This window comes from Rhodococcus sp. Leaf278, from assembly GCF_001426085.1.
In the GTDB taxonomy this organism is placed as follows: Bacteria; Actinomycetota; Actinomycetes; order Mycobacteriales; family Mycobacteriaceae; genus Rhodococcoides.
Genome location: NZ_LMRR01000010.1, coordinates 150,499 through 172,880, shown reverse-complemented (window position 1 = coordinate 172,880; position 22,382 = coordinate 150,499). Strand labels below are relative to the sequence as shown.

21 protein-coding genes are annotated in these 22,382 nt (G+C 63.6%); 9 read left to right on the top strand and 12 right to left on the bottom strand.

The features are described 5' to 3' along the window. Nucleotides 1–78: 78 nt before the first annotated feature. The 5 genes from ASG84_RS12005 (at nucleotide 79) to ASG84_RS11985 (ending at nucleotide 7,127) form a co-directional block, all read left to right on the top strand. On the top strand, nucleotides 79–939 hold the full coding sequence (locus ASG84_RS12005; RefSeq protein WP_156399484.1) for a hypothetical protein: 861 nt from the start codon (nucleotides 79–81) through the stop codon (nucleotides 937–939). Continuing rightward, on the top strand, nucleotides 936–1,379 hold the full coding sequence (locus tag ASG84_RS12000; protein WP_057477246.1) for a PIN domain-containing protein: 444 nt from the start codon (nucleotides 936–938) through the stop codon (nucleotides 1,377–1,379). Before ASG84_RS12005 ends, ASG84_RS12000 begins: the two co-directional genes overlap by 4 nt. 129 nt (nucleotides 1,380–1,508) lie before the next feature. Beyond that, nucleotides 1,509–5,888 (top strand): non-ribosomal peptide synthetase, encoded by a 4,380-nt coding sequence (locus tag ASG84_RS11995; RefSeq protein ID WP_235581633.1) that lies wholly within the window; start codon nucleotides 1,509–1,511, stop codon nucleotides 5,886–5,888. 50 nt (nucleotides 5,889–5,938) lie between these two features. Next, entirely contained in the window at nucleotides 5,939–6,415 is a 477-nt protein-coding gene (locus ASG84_RS11990; RefSeq protein ID WP_057477244.1) for a DUF2231 domain-containing protein, read from the top strand. After that, entirely contained in the window at nucleotides 6,408–7,127 is a 720-nt protein-coding gene (locus ASG84_RS11985; protein ID WP_057477243.1) for a VIT1/CCC1 transporter family protein, read from the top strand. Before ASG84_RS11990 ends, ASG84_RS11985 begins: the two co-directional genes overlap by 8 nt. A 6-nt stretch (nucleotides 7,128–7,133) precedes the next feature. On the opposite strand, the gene ASG84_RS11980 is transcribed toward ASG84_RS11985, so the two are convergent. The 3 genes from ASG84_RS11980 to ASG84_RS11970 all read right to left on the bottom strand — a co-directional run bounded on the left by ASG84_RS11980 (nucleotide 7,134) and on the right by ASG84_RS11970 (nucleotide 8,887). Next, nucleotides 7,134–8,015 (bottom strand): M56 family metallopeptidase, encoded by an 882-nt coding sequence (locus tag ASG84_RS11980; protein ID WP_057477242.1) that lies wholly within the window; start codon nucleotides 8,013–8,015, stop codon nucleotides 7,134–7,136. Continuing rightward, a complete protein-coding gene (locus ASG84_RS11975) occupies nucleotides 8,012–8,386 on the bottom strand; it encodes a BlaI/MecI/CopY family transcriptional regulator (RefSeq protein WP_057477241.1) in 375 nt (124 codons plus the stop codon). Before ASG84_RS11975 ends, ASG84_RS11980 begins: the two co-directional genes overlap by 4 nt. 129 nt (nucleotides 8,387–8,515) lie before the next feature. Continuing rightward, nucleotides 8,516–8,887, bottom strand: a complete 372-nt coding sequence (locus ASG84_RS11970; RefSeq protein WP_057477240.1) for a MerR family transcriptional regulator — start codon at nucleotides 8,885–8,887, stop codon at nucleotides 8,516–8,518. A 111-nt stretch (nucleotides 8,888–8,998) separates the two neighbouring features. Here ASG84_RS11970 and ASG84_RS11965 point away from each other — a divergent pair, with 111 nt between their 5' ends. The 4 genes from ASG84_RS11965 (at nucleotide 8,999) to ASG84_RS11950 (ending at nucleotide 12,934) form a co-directional block, all read left to right on the top strand. Continuing rightward, nucleotides 8,999–9,961, top strand: a complete 963-nt coding sequence (locus ASG84_RS11965) for an aromatic alcohol reductase (protein ID WP_156399483.1) — start codon at nucleotides 8,999–9,001, stop codon at nucleotides 9,959–9,961. Nucleotides 9,962–10,054: 93 nt separating this feature from the next. Continuing rightward, nucleotides 10,055–10,909: a tryptophan 2,3-dioxygenase gene (locus ASG84_RS11960; RefSeq protein WP_057477239.1), complete on the top strand. Its 855-nt coding sequence runs from the start codon at nucleotides 10,055–10,057 to the stop codon at nucleotides 10,907–10,909. Beyond that, nucleotides 10,909–12,117 carry a kynureninase gene (locus tag ASG84_RS11955; protein WP_057477238.1) on the top strand — a complete coding sequence of 403 codons (1,209 nt, stop codon included), beginning with the start codon at nucleotides 10,909–10,911 and terminating at the stop codon, nucleotides 12,115–12,117. Before ASG84_RS11960 ends, ASG84_RS11955 begins: the two co-directional genes overlap by 1 nt. Then, the gene (locus tag ASG84_RS11950; protein WP_057477237.1) at nucleotides 12,098–12,934 is read left to right on the top strand and encodes a PaaX family transcriptional regulator; all 837 of its coding nucleotides are present in this window, start codon (nucleotides 12,098–12,100) and stop codon (nucleotides 12,932–12,934) included. The genes ASG84_RS11955 and ASG84_RS11950 overlap by 20 nt, the downstream gene beginning before the upstream one ends. On the opposite strand, the gene ASG84_RS11945 is transcribed toward ASG84_RS11950, so the two are convergent. From ASG84_RS11945 to ASG84_RS11905, 9 genes are all read right to left on the bottom strand, one after another. Further along, nucleotides 12,931–13,674, bottom strand: coding sequence for a queuosine precursor transporter (locus tag ASG84_RS11945; protein WP_057477236.1), 744 nt, complete (start codon nucleotides 13,672–13,674; stop codon nucleotides 12,931–12,933). The genes ASG84_RS11950 and ASG84_RS11945 overlap by 4 nt on opposite strands. 79 nt (nucleotides 13,675–13,753) lie before the next feature. After that, nucleotides 13,754–14,635 carry a hypothetical protein gene (locus ASG84_RS11940; protein WP_082520942.1) on the bottom strand — a complete coding sequence of 294 codons (882 nt, stop codon included), beginning with the start codon at nucleotides 14,633–14,635 and terminating at the stop codon, nucleotides 13,754–13,756. 103 nt (nucleotides 14,636–14,738) lie between these two features. Beyond that, on the bottom strand, nucleotides 14,739–15,599 hold the full coding sequence (gluQRS, locus tag ASG84_RS11935) for a tRNA glutamyl-Q(34) synthetase GluQRS (protein ID WP_057477234.1): 861 nt from the start codon (nucleotides 15,597–15,599) through the stop codon (nucleotides 14,739–14,741). A gap of 57 nt (nucleotides 15,600–15,656) precedes the next feature. Further along, a complete protein-coding gene (locus ASG84_RS11930) occupies nucleotides 15,657–16,631 on the bottom strand; it encodes an NAD(P)H-quinone oxidoreductase (RefSeq protein WP_057477233.1) in 975 nt (324 codons plus the stop codon). Continuing rightward, a complete protein-coding gene (locus tag ASG84_RS26910) occupies nucleotides 16,628–17,446 on the bottom strand; it encodes a nuclear transport factor 2 family protein (RefSeq protein WP_082520941.1) in 819 nt (272 codons plus the stop codon). Before ASG84_RS26910 ends, ASG84_RS11930 begins: the two co-directional genes overlap by 4 nt. After that, nucleotides 17,447–18,388, bottom strand: coding sequence for a 3-carboxyethylcatechol 2,3-dioxygenase (locus tag ASG84_RS11920; RefSeq protein ID WP_082520940.1), 942 nt, complete (start codon nucleotides 18,386–18,388; stop codon nucleotides 17,447–17,449). Between the two features lie 11 nt (nucleotides 18,389–18,399). Next, nucleotides 18,400–20,019 (bottom strand): FAD-dependent monooxygenase, encoded by a 1,620-nt coding sequence (locus tag ASG84_RS11915; RefSeq protein WP_057477232.1) that lies wholly within the window; start codon nucleotides 20,017–20,019, stop codon nucleotides 18,400–18,402. Between the two features lie 43 nt (nucleotides 20,020–20,062). Then, a complete protein-coding gene (locus ASG84_RS11910; RefSeq protein ID WP_057477231.1) occupies nucleotides 20,063–20,914 on the bottom strand; it encodes a fumarylacetoacetate hydrolase family protein in 852 nt (283 codons plus the stop codon). 35 nt (nucleotides 20,915–20,949) lie between these two features. Next, nucleotides 20,950–22,284, bottom strand: coding sequence for an MFS transporter (locus ASG84_RS11905; protein WP_057477276.1), 1,335 nt, complete (start codon nucleotides 22,282–22,284; stop codon nucleotides 20,950–20,952). Nucleotides 22,285–22,382 lie beyond the last annotated feature (98 nt).

The window sequence follows — 22,382 nt, the reverse complement described above, 5'->3', positions numbered from 1 at the left end:
CCTACGCCGGATGTGCGTCGATCGCGCACAATGGACGAAGACGTCAGACTGCGCCGCCCCAGTGAGAAGGTGATAACCGTGGCCACTCAATTCGAGTTTCGACTGAAGGGCGCGAATGCACCCGAGGGCGAGTTGGACGCCAATGACTTGCTTGCGCTCGTACAGAGTCTCAGGACAGTTGCGATGAGCATCGGCCGAAGCGAGACAGATGCCGATCGGCTCGGCCGCGCACCCTCACGAGTGCACCAGGTCGCCAATCTGGTCATCGGGTTGGCCCCTGGCAGCACCAAACTTCTTGTTCGACGCGCAGGAGCCGGTGAGGATGCGTTGGACTTCGATCTGGCAGACGAGGAAGGCTTCGACGCAACATTCGAGAAGTTGGTGCGATCGATCGGTCTCGACCATCGGCCGGATTGGGTCAGCGATTCCCTGTCGAACGCAGCCGGCGAATTGGTATCGGCTCTACGCCGCGCTGCCCCGGAGGTCGAGTTCAAAGTTGATGGACTGACGGTACAGACATTCGACACGGCTGCACTTAGACCCGAGACCTGGGAGGTTGCAGCTGGTGTGTCGACCGAACTCCGTACTTTCATCGGACGCCTGTATTCGGCCAACCTGAAAACACACCGCTTTCAGGTGGAGGATGACGCCGGCAACCAAGTCGCTCTTCCCGATGTGGCCGACGACTCCGGACTCGGTCCGTTGGTCGGTAGCTACGTGACCGTAACTGGTATGCCGGTGACCGGCGCGGACGGACAGTTGAAGAGGCTGTCGAACTCGCGGATTCTTGCGCTTACTCACGCAGTTGCGGAGAGAGGCATCCCCGATTCAGTCCCTCTCGGGGACATTTTGGCTGCTGCACCCGGTATCGAGCCCGGCGGGATCGACGGGGTGAGCGACGATGAAGCCGACGCATTCTTTGCTGCTATCGGGTTATGACCCGGCCCGCGAGCCGGGGTGCTGTTCTCGTCGATACCGACGTGTTCAGCATTCTGTACGTCGACCCAGGCAAGGCTGCGAATCGTGGTCATCCTGTCGACGAACTGCGTAGACAACTGGCCGGGCTTCAGGTCGTGATTGCGTTCCAGACGCGGGCAGAGGTACTCGCGGGAACGATGATGGGTAATTGGGGTGAGCGCAGAGTGGCAGACACCCGAGTCAAGCTCGACTCGGCCCCTACGATCTCCATCGACCGCGAGGTCGTCGACGCCTATGCAGTGTTGACCGCAGCGTGCAAGCGCGCGGGTCATGCGCTGCACAACAAAATTCACACCGGCGATCGCTGGATCGCAGCATGCGCAATCTCGAAAGGACTGCCGTTGTTGACTCTGGACGGTATCTATTTCGGAGCACCGGACTTGGTTCTGCTGAGAGATTGAGTGCCCGCCTCGCACAAGCGTCCACCATGTGCGGCATCCGTCTCACCGCCAGCGCGTACTCTAGTACTACTGAGTGTGTAGTAACTGGATCGCAGTGGGGGGACCACGATGTTCGACGACGCCATACCTGTGAGTTCGTCCCAGGCCGACATCTGGCTGGCCCAGCAATTCATGCCGGACGTGCCGTTCACCATTGCGTATTACGTCGACATCGTCGGTGCCGTCGACGTCGACGTTTTGGCCGCGTGCGGTAGTAAGGCGCATCGAGAGTTCTCGTCGTCGACCATGCGGATCGTCGAGGTCGACGGCACTCCGATGCAGCGGTTCGTAGACGCGGAGACCGAGCCGGAACCAGTGGAAATTCTGGACTTCCGTGGACACGACCGTCCGGAAGAAGCGGCGACCCGATGGATGAACGACGACTGTCGAACAGCCCTCTCGATGTACGGCCGGCTGGTGCGACTGCGAGTACTCCGTGTCGGTGACGATCGCGTGTTCTGGTACACCAGGGCCCATCACATCGCGCTCGACGGCTATGCGTCGATGAAGGTGCTCGAGCGGGCGGCGGCTCTGTACGCCGGGGCGCAGGACAGCGTCGAGCCTCCACGGATCGATCCGACGACTCCGGCGGCGCTTCTCGCCGAGGACGAGCGCTACCGCGCATCCGCTCGCGCGCGGCGCGATCGTAAGCACTGGGAATCCGCCGACCTCGGTTACGCCGCTACCTGGGGCCGGAATTGGCAGCCTGCATCGGTTCCGATCGTCGTCGGGGAGGATCGGTCGATTTCACTGACCGCGTCGAGCCGGGCCCAACACGCCACGTCGACGGTCGTGATCGCTGCGTTCGCTGCCTTCCTCGCGCGGATGAACGATGTAGACGACGTCGATCTGTCACTGCCGGTCTCGGCGAGGCCGACAGCGATGCTTCGCCGGGCCGGGTCCTCGTTGTCTCATGTGGTGCCGTTGCGGTTGTCGGGCGTCGGATCGGCGACGGTGAACAACGTGGTCAAGTCCACCGAGGTGGCGATCGGTGCCGTGCTCCGGCACCAGCGGAGCAGGCCGCAGGCATCCGCGAGCGGAAATGCCATCACCGCAGGGCGTTTCGGGCCGACGATCAACGTGATGATGTTTGCGAACACCGTGGCCGTCGGGGACTTCGACGGCGAGATCAACATCCTGACCACAGGCCCGGTGTCGGATCTTGCCGTCAACATTTATCCAGGTCGACGCGGAGCCCGTCCGCGCATCGACTTCGAGGCCAATCCTGCCGCCTACACGCCGTGGGACCTGGCGCGTCACCACGAGCGGTTCCTGCACTTTCTCGACCGTTTCGCCGAGTCCGGTTACGGCGACACGGCGGTGGCCGACCTGGACCTGTTCCTGCCCGGGGAGCCCGACGCGACACCCGCCTCCGTCGGCATGGCCGTGACCGAGCGTGGATCACTGAACGACGTGTTCTCGACGGCAATCGCGAAGCACGGCAATCGAATTGCAATTCGGGACGCAGAAGTCGCCGTGACCTACGGTGAGTTGGCCACGAGAGTGTCAGCACTTGCGTCCACTTTGGCTGCCCGAGGAATCGGTACCGAGGACCGGGTCGCCGTTCGCATCGGCCGTTCCGTCGAGGGGGTCGTCGCTTTCTGGGCAGTCGCACGAGTGGGTGCGGTGTACGTTCCGGTCGACCCGAATCACCCCCGTGAGCGGGCGCAGTTCGTGGTGCGTGACAGCGGCGCGGTGTTGGGCCTGTGCACGGGCGGTGGCGAACTCGGTGATGTGGAGTGGCTGGACGTCGATGACATTCTCGCGGAGGGAGACCCGACCACAGTCGCGACCACTGCACTGCACCACGCGGCCTACGTCATCTACACCTCCGGGTCCACCGGTACTCCCAAAGGCGTCGTCGTCACCCACGATGGCATTGCCGCGTTGGTGCAACAGATCAGAAGCAGCTACGACCTCGACGACGAGTCGCGAGTCTGTCACCTCGCCTCGCCCGGATTCGACACTGCCATCGTCGAGGTGCTGACTGCAGCGACCGCGGGCGCGGCGGTGGTGATCGCGCCCGCGGGTAGATACGGCGGCGCCGAACTGTCGGATCTGATTGTCCAGCAGGCGATTACACATCTGCTGATCACGCCCTCGGCGCTGGCGACGTTGGATCCCTCGGCGCTCGCGAACGTCGGGACGATCATCATCGGTGGTGAGGCGGCTCCGCAGGATGCGGTCGACCGCTGGTCGGCAGGCAGACGACTGCTCAATGCCTACGGACCCACCGAGACGACCTGCAGTGTCACGATGACCGAGCGGCTGCACCCGGGCAGTGCGGACGGAATCGGTCGAGCGATGGTGGGCGCGAAAATTCACCTTCTCGATCGCACTCTGCGGCCTGTTCCCTCGGGAGCGGTCGGTGAAATCTACATCGAAACTGCCGGAGTCGCGCGAGGATATCTCGGTCGCACCGCGGATACATCGGCGCGATTCGTCGCGAACCCGTTCGGCAGCGGGATTCGGATGTTCCGAAGCGGAGATCGTGCGCGTCTGCGCGGTGACGGTACGCTCGAGTTCCTCGGCCGCACCGACGATCAGATCAAGATCCGGGGAAATCGTGTCGAATTGGGTGAAATAGACGCGGCGTTGCGGGCGTTCCCGGGTGTCAGTGCGGCATCATCGGCATTGCGTCGCAGTCGAACTGGGGATCTGCGTATCGACGGCTATGTCGTAGCCGCGCTCGATGGAAATGTGCTCGACACCGAGCGCATTCGCAAGGAGCTCGCCGAGCGATTGCCCGCCCACATGGTGCCGGCGACCCTGTCGATCCTCGGCGAGATTCCGCTGACGATCAATCGAAAGGTCGATCGCGGCGCACTTCCTGTTCCGGACCTGACCGCTTCGAGGACCGGCACTCCGATCGAGCCGTCCGGTGTCACCGAGGAGATGGTGGCGGCTGTGTTCGCGCGTGTGCTCGATAGGGGTGGCATCGATTGCGCCGCTTCGTTCTTCGATCTCGGGGGCGATTCGCTGGCGGCGACCAGAGTCGTAGCATCGGTGCGGGCCGAGGCCTCGGTGGACGTCGGCGTCCGAGACCTGGCCGTTTCCCCGTCCGTTCAGGCGCTGGCAGCACGGATCGACGAGCGTCGACTGATTGGGCGGCAGCAGGATTCGCGACCCGAACGAGGTCTGGCGGAGGGGATGGTCGCAATCCCGCTTGCGCCGCAGCAACGCCACATCGATCGAAGTGCGCACCTCCCGCTGTACAACTTGCCGTTCACGGTCACGATTTCCGGTCGGTTCCACGCGGCGGCAGCCTCGCAGGCGATGACCGACCTGATCGATCGGCACAGCACCCTGCGAACGCGGTATCCGGATGTCGACGGGGTTCCGGTGCAGGTCGTCGAGCCGGATTCGGCGATGGCGGTACCGACCCTCGATGTTGTCGACTTCGATGACGCCGCAGCGGTGCAGACCCTCGAGCACCCCTTCGACGTGCGCACCGAGTTCCCGATTCGGGCGCGCCTGTTTGCGATAGCACCCGATCGCCACGTGCTCGCGTGCGCCGTCCACCACAGTGCAGCGGACGGGTGGTCACTAGGGCTGTTGGCGTCGGACTTCGTGCTGGCGTATCACGCCAGGATTGCCGGCACCGCACCGTCGTGGCTCGAATTGCCGCTGCACTACGTGGATTACAGCGTTTGGGCGGCCAATCGAGACAAGTCGGCCGATCTCGACTTCTGGCGCGCAGAGTTGTCGGACATACCGAGATCGAGGGAGTTGCCACTGGACCGTCCTCGCGGGCAGGACTGGGATTTCTCCGGGGCGCGCACGTTGCTCCGTTTCGACGCAGACGCCACCGAGAGCATGTCGTCTCTGGCGCAGCGTTGCGGGACAGGACGATTCACCGTACTTCGCGCAGCACTGTTGCTTCTGCTCGCCCAGACGACGGAATCGACCGACATCGTCATCGGGACTCCGGTTGCCGGTCGTGATGACCCGAGACTCGAGCAACTCGTCGGTACCTTCACCAACACCGTCGCCATCCGGACGAAGATCGACGAGGCCACGACCGTCGAGGACATCGTGCGAGCAGCCCGTGCAAGCGAATTGCGGGCCCTCGACCATGCCACGGTGTCGTTCGAGGATGTCGTCGTCGATCTCGGCGCCGAGTCGACGGAGGCGAGGCACCCAATTTTTCAGGTGGCGCTGTCGTTGGATGTCTTCTCCGCCGCGACCGTCGACGTCGGGGATGTTCGCTTCGAGATCACCCCTCGACCGATCGACATCGCCAAGTGCGACCTTCATTTTCACGTCACCGAACATCGAGACGGCGAAGGTAAGGCTATCGAGACCGCGGTCGATATCGTCTATCCCGCAGCACTGTTCGACGCGAATACAATTGTGGCACTGGGGAAAAGTCTCGAGCAGATCATGTATGAGATGGTCGCAGAACCCGACTCGGTGTGGCGAGATCTGATCACCGTCGAACCGTACGATCAACTACTACACAACGTGTAGCATGTGCCGTGCGTGAGTAGCACGCGACATCGAGACCAGCGGGAGAATCCATGTCCACCTTCAACGGCCTACCGGCCCACATTCTGCTCGTTCACTTCATCGTGGTGCTGGCACCGCTCACCGCGATCCTCGCTGTCGCCGCCAGTATCTGGTCCGGTGTGCGCAGCAGGCTCGTGTGGCTCATTGCGGCCCTTGCTGTGTTCACGTTGGTGCTGACTCCGCTGACGACCGAGGCCGGCGAGTGGCTCGAGAAGCGTGTCCCGGAAACCGCCGCGGTCGAAACGCACACCGAGGTCGGCGACTGGATGATCTACTTCTCCGTCGGTCTGGTCGTCGTCGCCGCGGCACTCGTGTTCCTGCATCTGCGTGAGGGTCGGGGAAACGCGCCCGTCCGGTGGCAGTCCATCATGGTGGTGGTGTTGGCAGTCGTGATCGGAGCGACCACAATCGTCCAGGTGTACAGAATCGGAGAGTCCGGCGCTCGCGCCGCATGGGACGACGTATCGGCGACGGCCGGCGATGAGTGAGCCCGAGCCGAGCCTGCACGATCACGAGCCTCACGGTGATCTGTCAGGCCGACTGAACTGGCTTCGAGCCGGGGTGTTGGGTGCCAACGACGGCATCGTCTCCACCGCCGGTCTGGTCGTCGGTGTCGCGGCCGCAACCACCGACCGTGGGTCGCTGCTGACCGCAGGCGTTGCCGGTCTGGTTGCAGGAGCTGTATCCATGGCACTCGGGGAGTACGTCTCGGTGAGCACGCAGCGTGACGCCGAGCGTTCGCTGTTGATCAAGGAACGCCGAGAACTGGACGAGCAACCTGAGCAGGAACTGGCCGAGCTCGCGGCACTGTACGAGGCCAAGGGGCTGTCGGCGGACACTGCGCAGACCGTCGCTCGCGAACTCACCGACCACGATCCGTTTGCCGCGCACGTGGACGTCGAATTGGGAATCGACCCGGATGCGCTGACCAATCCGTGGCAAGCGGCCGCGTCGTCGGCTGTGTCGTTCATCAGTGGTGCGCTCTTGCCGTTGCTGTCGATCCTGCTGCTGTCCGCTTCGCTGCGCATTCCGGTCACATTCGTCGTGGTGTTGCTGGCACTGGCGTTGACCGGAACTATCAGCGCACGCCTCGGTGGAGCGCCCAGTCGCCCGGCGGTCACTCGAATCGTGATCGGTGGTGCGATCGCGATGGCGGTCACCTATGCGATCGGCCAACTCGCAGGCGTCGCGGGCATCTGACCGAGGTCAGCGGAAGATCGAGGTGGCGGCTTCTCCGGTTTCGGGTACCACCACATCTTGGACGACGTCGAACAACGCCACCGAGATGACGGTGAACGCGAGGACGAGGACCATCCCGGCGGCGAGAATTCCGCGGTCGGGGCGGTGCCGCGGCGGTTCGCTGAGTGCCTGCACGCGTCGCACGACGTCGCCGCCGGTACTGGCGAGAGTGTGGGTCCCGTGGTCGAGATGGGCCCGAAGCAAAGCAGTTCTGGCAATGGCAGACAACGTATCTCGACGGCCCAGCGCAGCCGCGCTCTCGTCTGCTTGACGCTCCGCAGCGTGTCGTACCGTGACGGCCAGCGGCCCGAGAATCGGATCGACTCCGGCCGCGATCTCGCACATCTGGATCCACACGCTGTGCCGGTGCCGCAGGTGCGCGCGCTCGTGTTCGAGAACCGCTCGTAATTCGTTGTCAGACAGCGCTTCCACCAGACCCGTGGTGATCACGACGGCACCTCCGCCCGAGGGGACGGCGAAGGCGTCGGGAACGTCGGAGTCGACCACGACGATGCCGCCCGTCGCTCGCGCCTCGTCACCGAATTCGGATGCGATGGATGTACTGACGACTACGCGTCGGACGTGACGGGTTACTTCGACGGCACGCCAGAACATCAACGCGCAGAGGGCGATTCCCAGTGACACCCACACAATCCGAGCCGACGCTAGCAGAACCGCAGCAAGCGCGGCCAAGGATGCGGCGACTGCAAACGCCGTGACCATCGACAGGATCGGGAGCAGAACTACGGCGGTGGACGGGTTGAGTCGGCGGTCGATGTGGTCGGCTCCGAACCGCAGCAGCAGCGACAGCACCCACGGCAGCATGGCCACGATGAGGAGCAGAGTCATCGATGCTCGGCTGAATCCGATTTGGCGAGCAGTTCTCGCAATGTGGCCTCGTCCTCGGGCTCGAGTGCGGCCACGAAGCTGGCCAGTACGTCGGCGCGCTCGGCCCTGGTACCGAGTTCGGTGCGCATCCGCATCGCTGCGCGAAGTGCAGGGATCTCGTCGACCGGGGCGTTGAGGGTGTAGACGAAGGAACGCCCTCGCCGCTCGCGATCGACGAGGCCTTTGCCGTGCAACCGCACCAATGCAGTCATGACGGTCGTGTGGGCGAGATCCGCGCCGAGATGCTCCCGTGCCTGAGCAACCGACAATTCCGTGTGCTGGCCGAGCAACTCGAGGATCGACTCCTCCAACTGTCCGGACGCTCTACGCACTGCGATTCCTCACTCGGGTCGGGTACTTCGAGGATAGTTCAGTGGGCGGCGTTATCGACACCCGAATCGAGGTCGACTACCGCGGAGTCCAGATCAGGGCGACTCGGCCGTGGTCCTCCGGTGCGTCTTCTAGCTAAGGAGGTCTGCGTGGTCGGTGCTACGGAGGTAGTCGATGACGGCCTCGCGGCTTTTCTCGAGACACACGATTCGGTTCTCCACCACCCGCAACTCACGCGCGAGTTCCTCTGCAGCCGCGCGACCACTTATCGCCGAATGCTGCTCCGGCTCAGGAGTTTCGATGTCGAGGACGATCTTGATCATGCGCGTGGAAAGACCCGCCTCGACGAGCGCGCGCACGTGGCGTGCGTGCTCGATCTGCTCGTCGGAGTAATCGCGGTACCCGTTTGCCGACCGCGCAGCGTCGATGAGTCCCTGCTGCTCGTAGTACCGCAGCATCCGTGCCGGCGCTCCGATCGCATCCGCTGCCTCACTGATTTTCATGCCGGGGTCCTTCCGTCGGTGGCCACCGATTTGACCTTGACAGTGATGTCAACGTTTATGGTCGCAGACGTGTTCGGCACCCGATCCTCGGGGAGCCGAAGAAAGGAACACATGATCAACGACTGGAATGGCCCGTCACGGAAGATCCTCGTGATCGGAGCCGGTGAACTCGGCATGCCGGTTCTACGCAACGTCGTCCGTCGAGCTGCTGGTGTCGCTGAATCTGTCGTCGATGTCTTGCTCCGTGGGACCACGATCGACTCCACCGTCCCGGCCAAGCAGCACGACGTCGAGGAGATCCGCGAACTCGGGATAGGCATCGTTCGTGGTGACCTGGTCGAGAACACCGTCGATGACCTCGCTGCGGTCTTCGCCGACTACGACACCGTCATCGGCTGCACCGGGATCACCGCAGGATTGGACACTCCGATGAAAGTCGCGCAGGCGGCCTTGCAGGCGAAGCTTCCGCGATACTTCCCGTGGCAGTTCGGTGTCGACTTCGACGTCATCGGCCGGGGCAGCCCCCAGGACATCTTCGACTCCCAGCTCGACGTGCGGGATCTCCTCCGTTCACAGCACGACACCGAGTGGGTGATCATCTCCACCGGCATGTTCATGAACTACCTTTTCGATGCCGGCTCCGGGATGGTCGACCTCCCGAACGACACCGTCAATGCCCTCGGGACCGTCGACACCGCAGTGACCGTGACCATGCCGGAGGACATCGGCGCGCTCACCGCGGAGATCCTCTTCGCCGAGCCGCGCATCCGTGACGAGATCGTCTTCGTCGCCGGGGACACGATCACCTACGGCCAACTCGCCGAGACCCTCGAAACAGTCCTCGGTCGTCCGTTCGCGCTCCAGGTGTGGTCGGAACCGCTCCTGATGGCAGAACTCGGTGCAGACCCGGACAACATGACCCGGAAGTATCGCGCCGTCTTCGCACAGGGGCGCGGTGTCGCATGGGACAAGGCCGACACGTTCAATGTCCGGCACGGGATCCCGACCACGACGCTCCGCGAGTGGGTCGCACAGAACCTCGCCGAGCGCACCGCCACCGTTGTCGACCGTTGATGGACGTGCGACTCAGTGACCTACGAATATCTAGCGGGCGGCACATATCTGTAATACGGTGGACTCACCAGCCCACCACCTCGAGGACGATCCATGAGCGTCGAAGCCAATACTCGCGCGATAGAGAAGACTGTCGTCACCGACTTCAGTGACCGCATGAGCTACGGCTCGTACCTGGACCTCGACACGTTGCTCAGCGCCCAGAAGCCGGTGAGCACCCCGGAGCATCACGACGAGCTGCTGTTCATCATTCAGCACCAGACCACCGAGCTATGGCTCAAGCTGGTACTGCACGAGACACTGGCCGCGCGGGCGGCTCTCGATGCCGACGACATCGGCACCACGCTCAAGTGCGTAGCCCGGGTCAAGCACATTCAGAAGACGTTGACCGAGCAGTGGTCGGTGCTGGCCACTCTGACGCCGACGGAGTACTCCCAGTTCCGCGACTTCCTCGGCAACTCTTCGGGATTCCAGTCGTATCAGTACCGGGCCGTGGAGTTCGTGCTCGGCAACAAGAATGCGGGCATGCTGACGGTCTTCGAGTCGGATCCGGCTGCGCACCAGTTGCTTTCGACGCTGCTGCACGAGCCGAGCCTGTACGACGCGTTCTGGCAGTCGTTGGCGCGGCAGGGATACGACGTACCGGCATCGGCCCTCGACCGGGACGTCACCGCGGCATACACGTACAACGAGGACCTGATGCCGCTGATCAAATTCGTCTACGAAAACCACACCGAACACTGGGCGGTGTACGAGGCATTCGAGGAGCTCGTCGATCTGGAGGAGAACTTTCAGCTCTGGCGCTTTCGGCACATGCGCACGGTGCTCCGTACCATCGGGATGAAGAGTGGAACCGGAGGGTCGAGCGGTGTCGGATTTCTGCAGAAGGCACTCGAACTCACCTTCTTCCCTGAATTGCTCGCTGTCAGAACGGAAATCGGCCGATGATGGAACGTGCAGTCGAACTCGACAACAAGGATCCGCTCCGCAGCTACCGCGACAAGTTCCTCGGCAGTGACGATCCGTCGATCAGCGCGTATCTCGACGGCAATTCGCTGGGCCGGCCCACCAAGGCCAGCGTCGAACGGATCAACACCTTCATGAGCGACGCCTGGGGCGGACGCTTGATCCGCGGCTGGGACGAGCAGTGGTTCGACCTTCCCGTCACCATCGGCGACGCCCTGGCCGACGCCACCCTGGGAGCCGCGCCCGGCCAAACCACGATCGGCGATTCGACGACGGTACTGCTGTACAAACTGGCGCGGGCGGCGATCGCTATGCGGCCTGGCCGCACCGAGATCGTCATCGACCGTGACAACTTTCCAACCGACCGATACTTGCTCGAAGGTATTGCGGCCGAATCGAATATGACTCTGCGATGGATCGAGACGGACCGCCGCGGTGGCATCGAACCCGAACAACTCGCCGAGGTGGTGGGGGAAAACACCGCCCTGGTGGTGATCACTCACGTCGCCTACCGTTCCGGCTTCCTCGTCGACGTGGCGGAGGCAACGCGTATCACGCACGCAACCGGTGCCCTGATGCTGCTCGATGTGTGTCATTCCGTCGGTTCGGTACCGATGGAATTCGATTCCTGGGGAGTCGATCTGGCGGTCGGGTGCACGTACAAGTACCTCAACGGAGGTCCGGGATCACCGGCCTTCGCGTACGTGCGCAGCGATCTTCAGGGCGACTTCGTCCAGCCGATCTGGGGCTGGATGGGCCGGGCCGATCCCTTCGAGATGGCTCAGGGTTACGTTCCGGCACAGGGTATTCGACGCGTCATCAGCGGAACGCCGTCGGTATTCGGCATGATCGCGATGCAGGACACCATCGAGATGATCGCCGAGGTGGGCATGGACGCGATCCGTGCGAAGTCCGTGGCACTGACCGAATACGCCCTCGAACTTGTCCGCGAGATGCTGGTACCGCTCGGGGTGGAGATCGCCTCACCGGAGGACTCGACTCGACGCGGCGGGCACGTCACCATCGACCATCCCGATTTCAAGGCGATCACCGCTCGTCTGTGGGAGCAGGGTGTGATCCCGGATTATCGAGCGCCACACGGTATTCGCCTGGGGCTGAGCCCTTTGAGTACCTCGTACCGTGAGGTGTACCTGGGTATCGTGGCGATTCGTGACGAACTCCGCGCCTAGCACCGCCGGGGCCATCCTCGACGACTTCGACTCTCGTCCGGGAAGCGCCACGTCACTCGTACGCACGGTGCTCGGGGCCTACGTTCGCCCCCTCGGTGGTTGGTTCGCCATCGCTGACTTCGTGGTGTGGATGGACGCGCTCGGGGTGCCACCGGAGAGCACGCGCATCGCGGTGACGAGGTTGAAGAAGAAGAGCGTTGTCGAATCCGGTAATCGTGAGGGACGCACCGGCTATCGCATCACCGAGCAGGCCGACGCGATGTTCGCGCGAGGCGACGGCCGGATATTCGGCTTCCGGCGGATGGCCGACGGCGATCCATTCCGGTTGATCTCGTTCACCATTCCCGAGACACAACGCGCGGCTCGGCACCAGCTGAGGCGTCGGCTCACGTCGATAGGTTGTGGGACCGTCTCACCAGGATTGTGGATCACGCCCGAATATCTGGCGGCGGAGGCCGCTGCAATCGTCGACGCGTTGGAGTTGTCGCAGTACGTCACGACGTTCGTCGCGTCCGAGGTCGCGCCTCCCACCACGCTGCGTGAGAGCGCCGAGCAATGGTGGGATTTGGCCGGCATCGCCGATCGTCATCAAGCATTTCTCGAGGTCCTCGACGGCACGTCCCCGGCTCGGAATTCCCGCGACGCGTTTGTCACGTTCGTGCCGTTGCTCGACGAATGGCGCGTCATTCCCTACGTCGACCCTGGTCTTCCGCCGTCCATGACGCCGGACGACTGGCCGGGCACCCGGGCCGTCGCCATGTTCGAGACGGCCCGGGAGCGTTACTTCGACCTCAGTCTGGAATGGGTCGCGTCCTAGCCATCCTGGTACGACGGCTCGCGCTTCTTGATGTACGAGATCACGCGGTACGTGATCGGCATGACGATGACCTCGGCCAGCGTCTTCCACAGGAATCCGACGATGACGTAGTTGATGAAGTCGGTCCAGGTGCTGATGCCGATGACTCCGGCGGCGATGGAGCAGAAGATCAGGGTGTCGAAGAATTCGCCGACGATGGTCGACCCGATCAGTCGCGCCCACAGGTGCTTTTCCTTGGTGCGTTCCTTGATCTTGACCAGCACGACGGAGTTGAGGAGCTGCCCGACGGTGTAGCCGGCGAGACCGGCGAGGACCAGTCGGGGGACGACGCCGACGACGCTCTCGAGTGCGGCCTGGTTCTCGTAGAACGAGGCGGCGGGGAGTTCGATGGCGATCCAGAAGCACACGGAGGTGAGCAGCAGGGAGCCGAAGCCGAGGTAGATCGCGCGGCGCGTGGCTTTGAAGCCGTAGACCTCGCTGAGCACGTCACCCAGGATGTAGGCGAGGGGGAAGAGGAAGAATGCGCCGTCGGTATTGATCGGCAGAATTTGGAACGGTCCGAGCATGACGTCGGACGAGGCGAAGAAGGCGACACCTTTGCTGGCGGCCACGTTCGAGATCAGCAGCGTCGCCACGAAGAGCGCGACGATCGGGGCGTAGTAACCCTTGCTGATGTGAGCGAACGTGGCCTGCCCAGACTCGGTGCCGCCGTTGGGGGCGGTGTGTTCGGTAGTAGTCACTGCTCGATCCAAGCACCGAGACGACGATGGGCGCGAATCCCCGGGTGAGGGATGCGCGCCCATCGAGGCGGACTACAGGTCAGGCGACGCGTCCACGCACCGTGACGCGGTAGGCGTAGGTTCCGGCGATGATCGTGATCGGGATGGTCACCAGTAGGCCGATGCCGACCAAGATCGCGCCGACGATGTTGAGGCCGAACAGAGCGAGCGCGAGCACGAAGATCGTGCCACCGTTCGAGGCGATCGCCTGGGCGCTGGCCTTGATGGCGGGGATGGGTTCGTCGCCGCGGTCGATGACGAACTGGAAGGTCCACCAGGTGAAGAACGTGATGACGATGCCGGGGATGACCAGCAAGATGTAGCCGATGCCGGTTGCAATGCCGACCAGGATGCCGGCGATGACGACGGCGGCAACATTGCCGAACTGGAAAAAGGACCCGAACGCGGGCTTGATCCCGTCGACCTCGTGCAGAGCGCCGCGAACGAGTGCCGCCTGGATGAGGAGTGAGACGACACCGATGATGACGCTGAAGATCAAGCTGAGGAAGAAGCTGTCGGAGCTCAACACGTAGTTCAGAACGACCTGGATGATTCCGGCGGCGAGGACGATGCCGACCCAGACGAGTGCGTTCTGCTTGAACTTCTCGAAGCCGTAACCGATGGCCGTTCCGACGGACAACTGCGACGTCATCGGCTCGTTACCGAACGACGGAGGCGGCGGGTAGTTGCCCTGCGGGGGAGGTGGGTAGCTGCCCTGCGGGGGCGGTGGGTAGCCGCCCTGTGGCGGGTAGCCGCCCTGCTGGGGGTATTCGCCGGGAGGAGGTGGGTAGCTCCCGGGCGGTGGGTAGTTGCCCTGTGCAGGGGGCGGGTAGTTGCCGGGTGGTGGGTAGCCGCCCTGCGGCGGTGGATAGCCACCGGGGTTCTGTGGATCCTTGTCGGGGTCGTAGCCGCCTGAGGTCATCGTGTCCTTCTCCCTCGGGTTGAGTTCTCGCGGTCACTGTACGTCCGATTCATCCTGAGTTGGGTTCTGTCGCGTTGCAACGTGATCTCGATCGGTTCGTAGATCAGAGATTTGCGGGGTCGAACACCCACGGTTCGCGCGGCATCCGCGTCGGCTTCCACTTCTCCAGCAGCTCCTCGGCGTCCTTCGCTCCGGGCATACCGAGGGAGGCGATGATGAGTGCCCACCCGTCGGGTCGTTCGCGCAGTGTTACGGCACCGTCGCGCTTGGCCAATCTCTTGCCCTCGACATTCAGCGCGAGGGGAACATGGACGTAGGTGGCCGGGGTGAGGCCGAGGAGCTGAGCCAGATATCCCTGGCGAGGCGCGGAGGTGAGCAGATCGTCGCCGCGCACGATCTGGTCGACGCCTTGCGCACCGTCATCGACGACGACGGCAAGGTTATAGGCGGGGACGCCGTCGGATCGACGGAGCACGAAGTCGTCCACCTGGCCCCGAAACAGGCCGTGCAGCTGATCGACGACGGTGAATTCGGTTACCTGCGAACGTAATCGGATGGCCGGTGGGCGGTCCTTCGCTGCTTTCTCGTCAGCGGTCAGGTTCCTGCAGGTGCCGGGATATGCGCCGTCGGGTGCATGCGGGGCCGATGCGGCCTGCAGTATTTCCCGACGCGTGCAGAAACATTCGTATGTCATCCCCGCTGCGGTGAGCGCGCGAATCGTCGCGTCGTAGATTTCCCGACGCTCGGATTGCCGCATGATGGGCCCGTCCCAGTCGATGCCGATGGCGGCGAGGTCCTCGAGTTGGCGTTGCTCGGAGCCGGGTTTCACGCGATCAAGATCCTCGACGCGCATGGCGAACCGCCGTTCGGTGGAGCGGGCGAAGAGCCACGCCAACAATGCGGTTCGGAGATTCCCGAGATGGAGATCGCCGGAGGGACTGGGGGCGAAGCGTCCGGCGGGCATGGGGACAACTCTAGGTCGGGTGCGCGGATCTTCCCGCCCGGACCGTCGCGTCGGTGATCAATTGCGGCAATCGAGGAGGACTTTCCCGATGTGTGCATGGCTGTCGAAATAGTGATGAGCAGCAGCGACCTGGGAGAGGGGGAAGATGCGGTCGGTAACGGGGCGGATCGACGCCGAGGCGAGTAGCGGCCATACCAGGTGCTGCACTTCGGACATGATCGCTGTCTTCTGCGCCGAGGAACGATCCCGCAACAGCGTTCCGGTAATGCTTGCCTTCTTCTTCATCAGCATCGAGAAGTCGAGTTCGGCGGTGGTCCCGCCTTGCATCCCGACTGTGATGATGCGTCCAAAGTCGTTCAGGGCGCGGAGATTGCGATCGAGGTAGGAGCCGGCAACGGTATCGAGGATGATGTCGGCACCTCCGGCTGCGATCATTTTCTCGGCGAAATCTTCGGTGGTGTAGTCGATGCGGATGTCGGCGCCGAGCTTGCCGGCGTGGGCGAGTTTGTCGTCGGTGGATGCGGTGACGGCAACGCGGCCGCCGAGGGCGGTGACGAGCTGAATTCCGAATGACCCGATGCCGCCACTGGCACCGTGGATCAGCACCGTCTCGCCGTGCTCGAACCTGCCTGTCATACAGATGTTCGAGACCAGGGTCGCCGCGACTTCTGGGACTCCTGCCGACTCGAGCAGATTCATGCCCTCCGGTGCGGGAAGCACGTGCCCTTCGTCGACGGCGACCTTCTCGGCGTATCCGCCGGACGCCAACAGGGCGACGACCGGATCACCGACGGCGAAACGGGTACTGCCGGTGCCGAGCCCGCCGACCGTCCCGGAGACCTCGAGGCCGAAGATGTCGGTGGCACCGGCGGGCAGGTTGTACCGCCCGCGACGCTGCAGAGCGTCGGCCCGGTTGAGTCCCGCTCCGGTGATGTCGATGAGAACCTGACCGGGACCGACAATCGGGTCGTCATGTTCTTCGACGGCGAGGGCGTCCGGACCACCAGCGGTGTGGAATCGGACGGCTCTCACGCTCGGTAGCCTTGGTGCTCGCACAGGGGGAGATAGTCCTCGCGAATCGGCGCGAACACGTCGATGTTGAGGGCGCGTTCGTCACCGATCGGCTCGGCGCAATGCGGAAGTCCGCCGGGGATGTGCACTACCGCGGGTGCGTGCAGGTCGAATACGTCGTCGCCGACGTAGAAGCGCATCGCCCCGGCCAGTACGTAGCTGAGCTGGTCGAATGCATGCGAATGCGGGCCACGGGTGGTGAAGCCGGGCTCGAACCAGTTGATGGTGGTCAAGGCCCCGTCGGAGCGAATTGCACTCCGTGCGAACCCGGGTCGTACTTCCTCGAAAGGAAGGTCGTCGAGGCCGAACATCGTTGCTGCCGCGTGTGCACTGTGGTCGGTCGGTGTGGCGACACGAAATCCGCGTCGGATGGTGCGGCGCCGAATTCGCCAGCGGCCGTCGACGAGGGCGTATTCGTCCTCGTAGTCGCCGACCATGAAGGGAGCGGTGTCGGTGGTGTCCTCGGTGTCGCTGCGGTGCACGGTGGCGTAGAGGGTGCCGTGCAGGCGGTCGTCTTCCCAGTGCAGTCGGTGGTTGGTTTCGATGTGCCGGGAGGTACGCGGTAGGGCGGCCCGGGCGATCCCCCAAGCGGAGATTGCCTCCTTGCCGATCAGATCTTTCGGCGGTAGTCCGAGCAATTCGCCGTCGCCGGTGTACAGCTCGTGCAGTGTGTCGGCCTGGCCGTGGTCGAGTCGATAGGCGTGCTCGGCGGTCAGCGCTTGGATGGCGAGCCGGGTCTCGGTATCGGGTTCCGTGCGTACGGGTGTGGTGGGCATTCAGGACTCCTGTAGTGCGGTCATCATTCCGAAACCGGTCATCCATTCTCGGACAGGCCAGTACCAGCGGTCGGTGACGGTGTAACTGCCGCCGGTGGACAGAGCTGCGAATGCGGCTACCCAGCTGCGGATTTCGTGAGCGGAGTGGCCGCCGTTCTTTTCCATCCAGTCGTTGGTCCACGAATCGGTTTCGGAGACAGCCCCATTGGCGAAAGTGTTCATAACTGAAGCATCGAAGCCGGGGTTGATCTGCTGGAAAGAATTGTCGCCGGCCGCGTGAGCTTTTCCGGCGTCGATCACCCGACGCTGTCGCTCGGCGCGCAACTCCGGTGACGGGTTTCTACCGTCGATCAGGCGGGCGAGCACCTCAGGGGTTGCTTCGTCGAGCCGCGGTACCGGCGGGTCGTGAGAAAGTCCCCCGGATCCGACGATCAATATTCGCTTGTTCCACGACTCGATCTCGCGGCCGATCGATTCGCCGAGAAGCCGGATGCGCTGCATGGGGCCGAGAGGTAGCCCGACCGCGTTCACGAAGACGGGCACCAAAGGATTGGTGTACTGCTTGCCGAAGAGAAATTCCAACGGTTGGGCGATGCCGTGATCGACGTGTAGTTCCTCGGACTGCGCCACGTCGATCCCGTCGTCGAGGACTGCAGAGACCAGTCGGCGAGCCGCTGTTCGGTCGACTGGTAGCGGACCGGGTTCGGTGCCCCAATCGCCGACGGCGCGAGCCCCGGATCCAATGCAGAACGCAGGCATCATGTCGTAGAAGACGCCGTTGTAGTGGTCGGGTCCGAAGACGACCGTCAGTTCGGGGTCGAAGTCAGCGACGAAGGTGCGGACGCGGTCGATCGCTACATCGACTGCCTTCAATACGCCGGGATCCGGGTCGTTGATTCCGTAGAGGGGTGAGTGCGAGAGGGCGCACAGTGCCAGGGGCATGAGGGTCTCCGTCAGCGATTCATAGTGGTTGTGCCGGAAATGGATTCGGACAAGTTGGTGGCTGCGTCGGCGAGCCCGGGTACGAAGGCCGCCAGCGCGGTGAGGGCATCGTCTTCATGATCCGGCGTATATGCGGCGGCGACGTAGTGGTCCGGCCGAACCACGAGAGTGAGCGGTCCGTCGGTGTTCGGGCGGAATGTTTCGGTCGAATCGTGAATCACTGTTGTTCTCCACGCGAGGTCGTAAGCGGACGATGCCGGTCCACCGAGCCGAACGATCTCGACGGTGCCGTCCCGGTCGATCGGAAACCTCAGTAGAGACCATCCAACGCCCAGAACGGTGTCGAGCGGAACAGCGGTGTCGTCCGCAAGGGTGACGACCGGTTGGGGGAGTGAGCGTCCCACCAAGTACGCGACGGACGAGGGCAGGGTTGGTGCCGGTGGCACGACGCAACCGGTGGTGAAGTGGGGCTGCTGGAGAAATTTCATCTCGGTGATCCAGCGTTTGGCGGCCGGGACCACCCCGGATGCGGTGATCAGCGCGTCCCGGACGATCGTGACGACGGGGCTGGTACTCATCACGATCCGACCGATGCGGTGGGACAGCTTCACCATCTGCGCTGCGTGGGGCCGGCGTTCGGTCTGGTAAGTCCCGATCAGGGCACCTGTGCCGTGGCCTTCGACTTCGCTCGCCACCTTCCACGCGAGGTTGGCGGCGTCCCGGATTCCGGCATTGAGTCCTTGCCCCGCGAACGGAGGCATCAGGTGGGCCGCGTCGCCGGCGAGCAGCACCCGTCCGCGTCGATAGTCGAGCGCGATGCGTTGGTGCGCAACGTAAACGGCGGCGCGACGGATATCGGCGGGACGCACCGGCCGGCCGACGAGCGGGCGGAGTAGCTCGTCGATCGCTGCCGGGGTGGTCATGTCCTGCTCGCTCTCTCCCGGCAGCAGCATGAACTCGAAGCGGCACCGTCCTTCGACGCCGGGAACCACGACGCCGGGACGGGTGCCATTGCAGTGAAAGTCGGCAAACCTCTCGTGCTCTTCGGTTCCCACGATGTCGATGACGATCCACTTCTCGACCTGCGTGGAGCCCTCCATCTCGATCCCGAGCCGTGATCGTGTCGGACTCTTGCCGCCGTCGCAGGCCACGACCCATCGGGTTCGGATACTTCCTGTTCCTGCGGGGTCGACCACTTCGGTGTCGGCATAGGCGTCGTGATTGGTGATCGCGACGGTCTCGGTGTCGAATCGCAGGTCGATGTTCGCTCGGCCACGCGCGGCGTCGAGCAACAGTTTTTCCAGCACCGGCTGATCGAACTGCGATTTTCGGGGATGTCCGAGCGTGGGAGTGCCGGGGTGTACCTCGGCAAGGAGTTGACCACGTCTGCCGAAGTATCGGGAGCCGGTGTCCATCAGCATCTGCGGGGCCAGTCGATCCATGATTCCGATCTGCGCCATGACCCGGAGCGTCTCGTCGGTGATGCTGATCGCCCGCGGTTCGTCGGTGGTACCGGTGTGCTTTTCGACCAGGATCACAGTCAGCCCCTGGTCGGCCAACAAACTCGCGCTCGTCAGCCCGGTAGGGCCGGCACCGATCACCAGAACGTCCGCGTCGAACACCGTGTCCATCGGACTACTCACCTCCGTATCGCGTGCGGCCGGGGAATCAGCGTCAGGCAACCCGGGTCACCGTGTTGCGCAGCACTCCCAGCCCGGTGATCTCGACTTCCACCTGATCGCCATCGGAGAGCAAACCCTGTGGCTGCATGAAGAATCCGACGCCACCGGGCGTGCCGGTGACGATCACATCGCCCGCTGCCAGGCGCGTGAAGCCGGTGACGTGAGCGATCAGCTGCGGAATAGAGAAGTACAGGTCTGCCACCGACGCCTTCTGTCGGACATCGCCGTTGACTCGGGTTTCGAGGGACAACGCGGAAACGTCACCGAGATCGGCTGCTGGAACCAGCCAGGGGCCGAAGGCTCCGGTGCCCGGAAAATTCTTTCCAGGAATCCACTGGGTGGTGACTCGCTGCCAGTCGCGTGCCGTGAAATCGTTGTAGGCCGCGTAGCCGGCCACGTACTCGAAAGCCTCCTCCTCCGCGACGTGGAAGGCGTCCTTGCCGATCACCAACGCCATCTCGCCCTCGTAGTCGAACTGCTCGGTCGACGCGGGCATCTGCGCAGGCTGCTGATGGCCGATCTGCGTGTCCGCGAATCGGGTGAACACGGTGGGTGCCTTCTGTTCGGTCCGACCGGTCTCCTGTTGATGGGTGCGGTAATTCACGCCGATGCACAGAATTTTGCCGGGGTCGCTAATGGACGGCAGGTACTCGATGTCGGGTTCGTGGCGGGCCGGTGCCTGCAGGTGCTGGTCTGTGATGCTCCCGAAGGTGCCGTTCACTACCGCGGCCCGAAGAGTGGCCGCCAGGTTCAGGCCGGTCGGTCCGAGATCGTAGGCGCGGCCGTCGTCGATCACACCCCAGGTAGGAGCGCCGTCGGCGGAGAGGAAGCTGGCGTAGTTCATGACGATGTCCTTTTCATGACGGTGAATACAGGGAATCAGTGAGAGATATCGGTGCGGAAGGACTCTCGGGTGAGGAGGACCGCGCATGCGCTGATCAGAAAAGCTGCAGCGGCGAATACGGCCACGAAGGTGGCGTCGGAGCCACCGCCGGCGTCGAGGAGCTGGACCGCGATCAACGGCGCGAAACCTGCCCCGAGAGTGGCTGCCAGTTGATAACCGAGCGAGGACCCGGTGTAGCGGGAAGTGGTGCGAAACTGTTCGCTGATGAACGAGCTCAGCGTGCCGAACAGGCACCCGACGACCAGCCCGTACCCGAGGATGTAGCCGGTGAAGAGCAGGGCGGTACTACCGCTGCCGAGCATGGACAGGATCGGGTACACCAACACCACGCCGATGCCGAATCCCCCGAGTAGAACGGGGCGACGACCGACCCGGTCGGAGAGCGCACCGGAAAGCGGAATGGTGAAAATGTTGACCGCCGCGCCGACAGCCGCGGCGAACAGTGCGGTGGATCGATCAGCGCCACCGAGTACGGCGTAGGTCAAGCCGAATGTGGCCATCAGTGATTGGAAGGCGGTGGCACCGGCTCCGGACAAGCAGGTCAAGATCACAGCCTTGGGTTCACGAAGCACCTGTGCCAGCGGCGATTTCCGTTCCTGCTCGACGCTGTCGGCTTTCGCCAAGGCCGCAGTGAACAGCGGTGATTCGGTGACGCTCAGTCGAATCCACAGACTGATCACCACGAGAATCGAGCTGAGCAAGAACGGAACTCGCCATCCCCAGGACATGAAGTCGTCCTCGGGCAGCAGGGAGAACAGGCCCATGATGGTGGCGGCGAGAACGGCACCGGTCGGTGCACCGGAGTTCACGATCGCGGCCGCCAATCCCCGCTTGCGACCGTCGGAGTGCTCGAGGGCCATCAGCGTGGCTCCGCCCCATTCGCCGCCGACCGCAATCCCCTGAACCACCCGAAGTGTGATCAGCAGCAGCGGCGCAAGCACACCGACTTGTGCTTGGGTGGGCAGCAATCCGATGGCGGTGGATGCGCCACCCATCAGGGACATGGTGAGAACCAGCATCTTTTTTCGTCCGAGGCGATCTCCGAAGTGGCCGAAGATGATTCCACCGATCGGCCGCGCAAGGTATCCCACGGCCAGGGTTCCGAACGACGCGATGGTGCCGACTACCGGGTCGAGATCGGCAAAGAAGATGTGGACGAACACGAGACTGGCAGCAGTTCCGTAAACGAGAAAGTCGTAGAACTCCACGGCGCTGCCGAGGTAGCTGGACAGAAGCACTCGACGCATATGTCGGCGTTGTTCCGGTCCCTGCTGTGCGGTGGGCGTCGCCGCGGGAAAAACCTGGGACATGATCCACACTCCGATGGGTGGGCCCCGGTCGAGGGGGCGGTTCGGTAGCCTCGCCGGTTCGCGTTGTACGTGTCGGCAGTCTCGATTGTGAGGGCTGT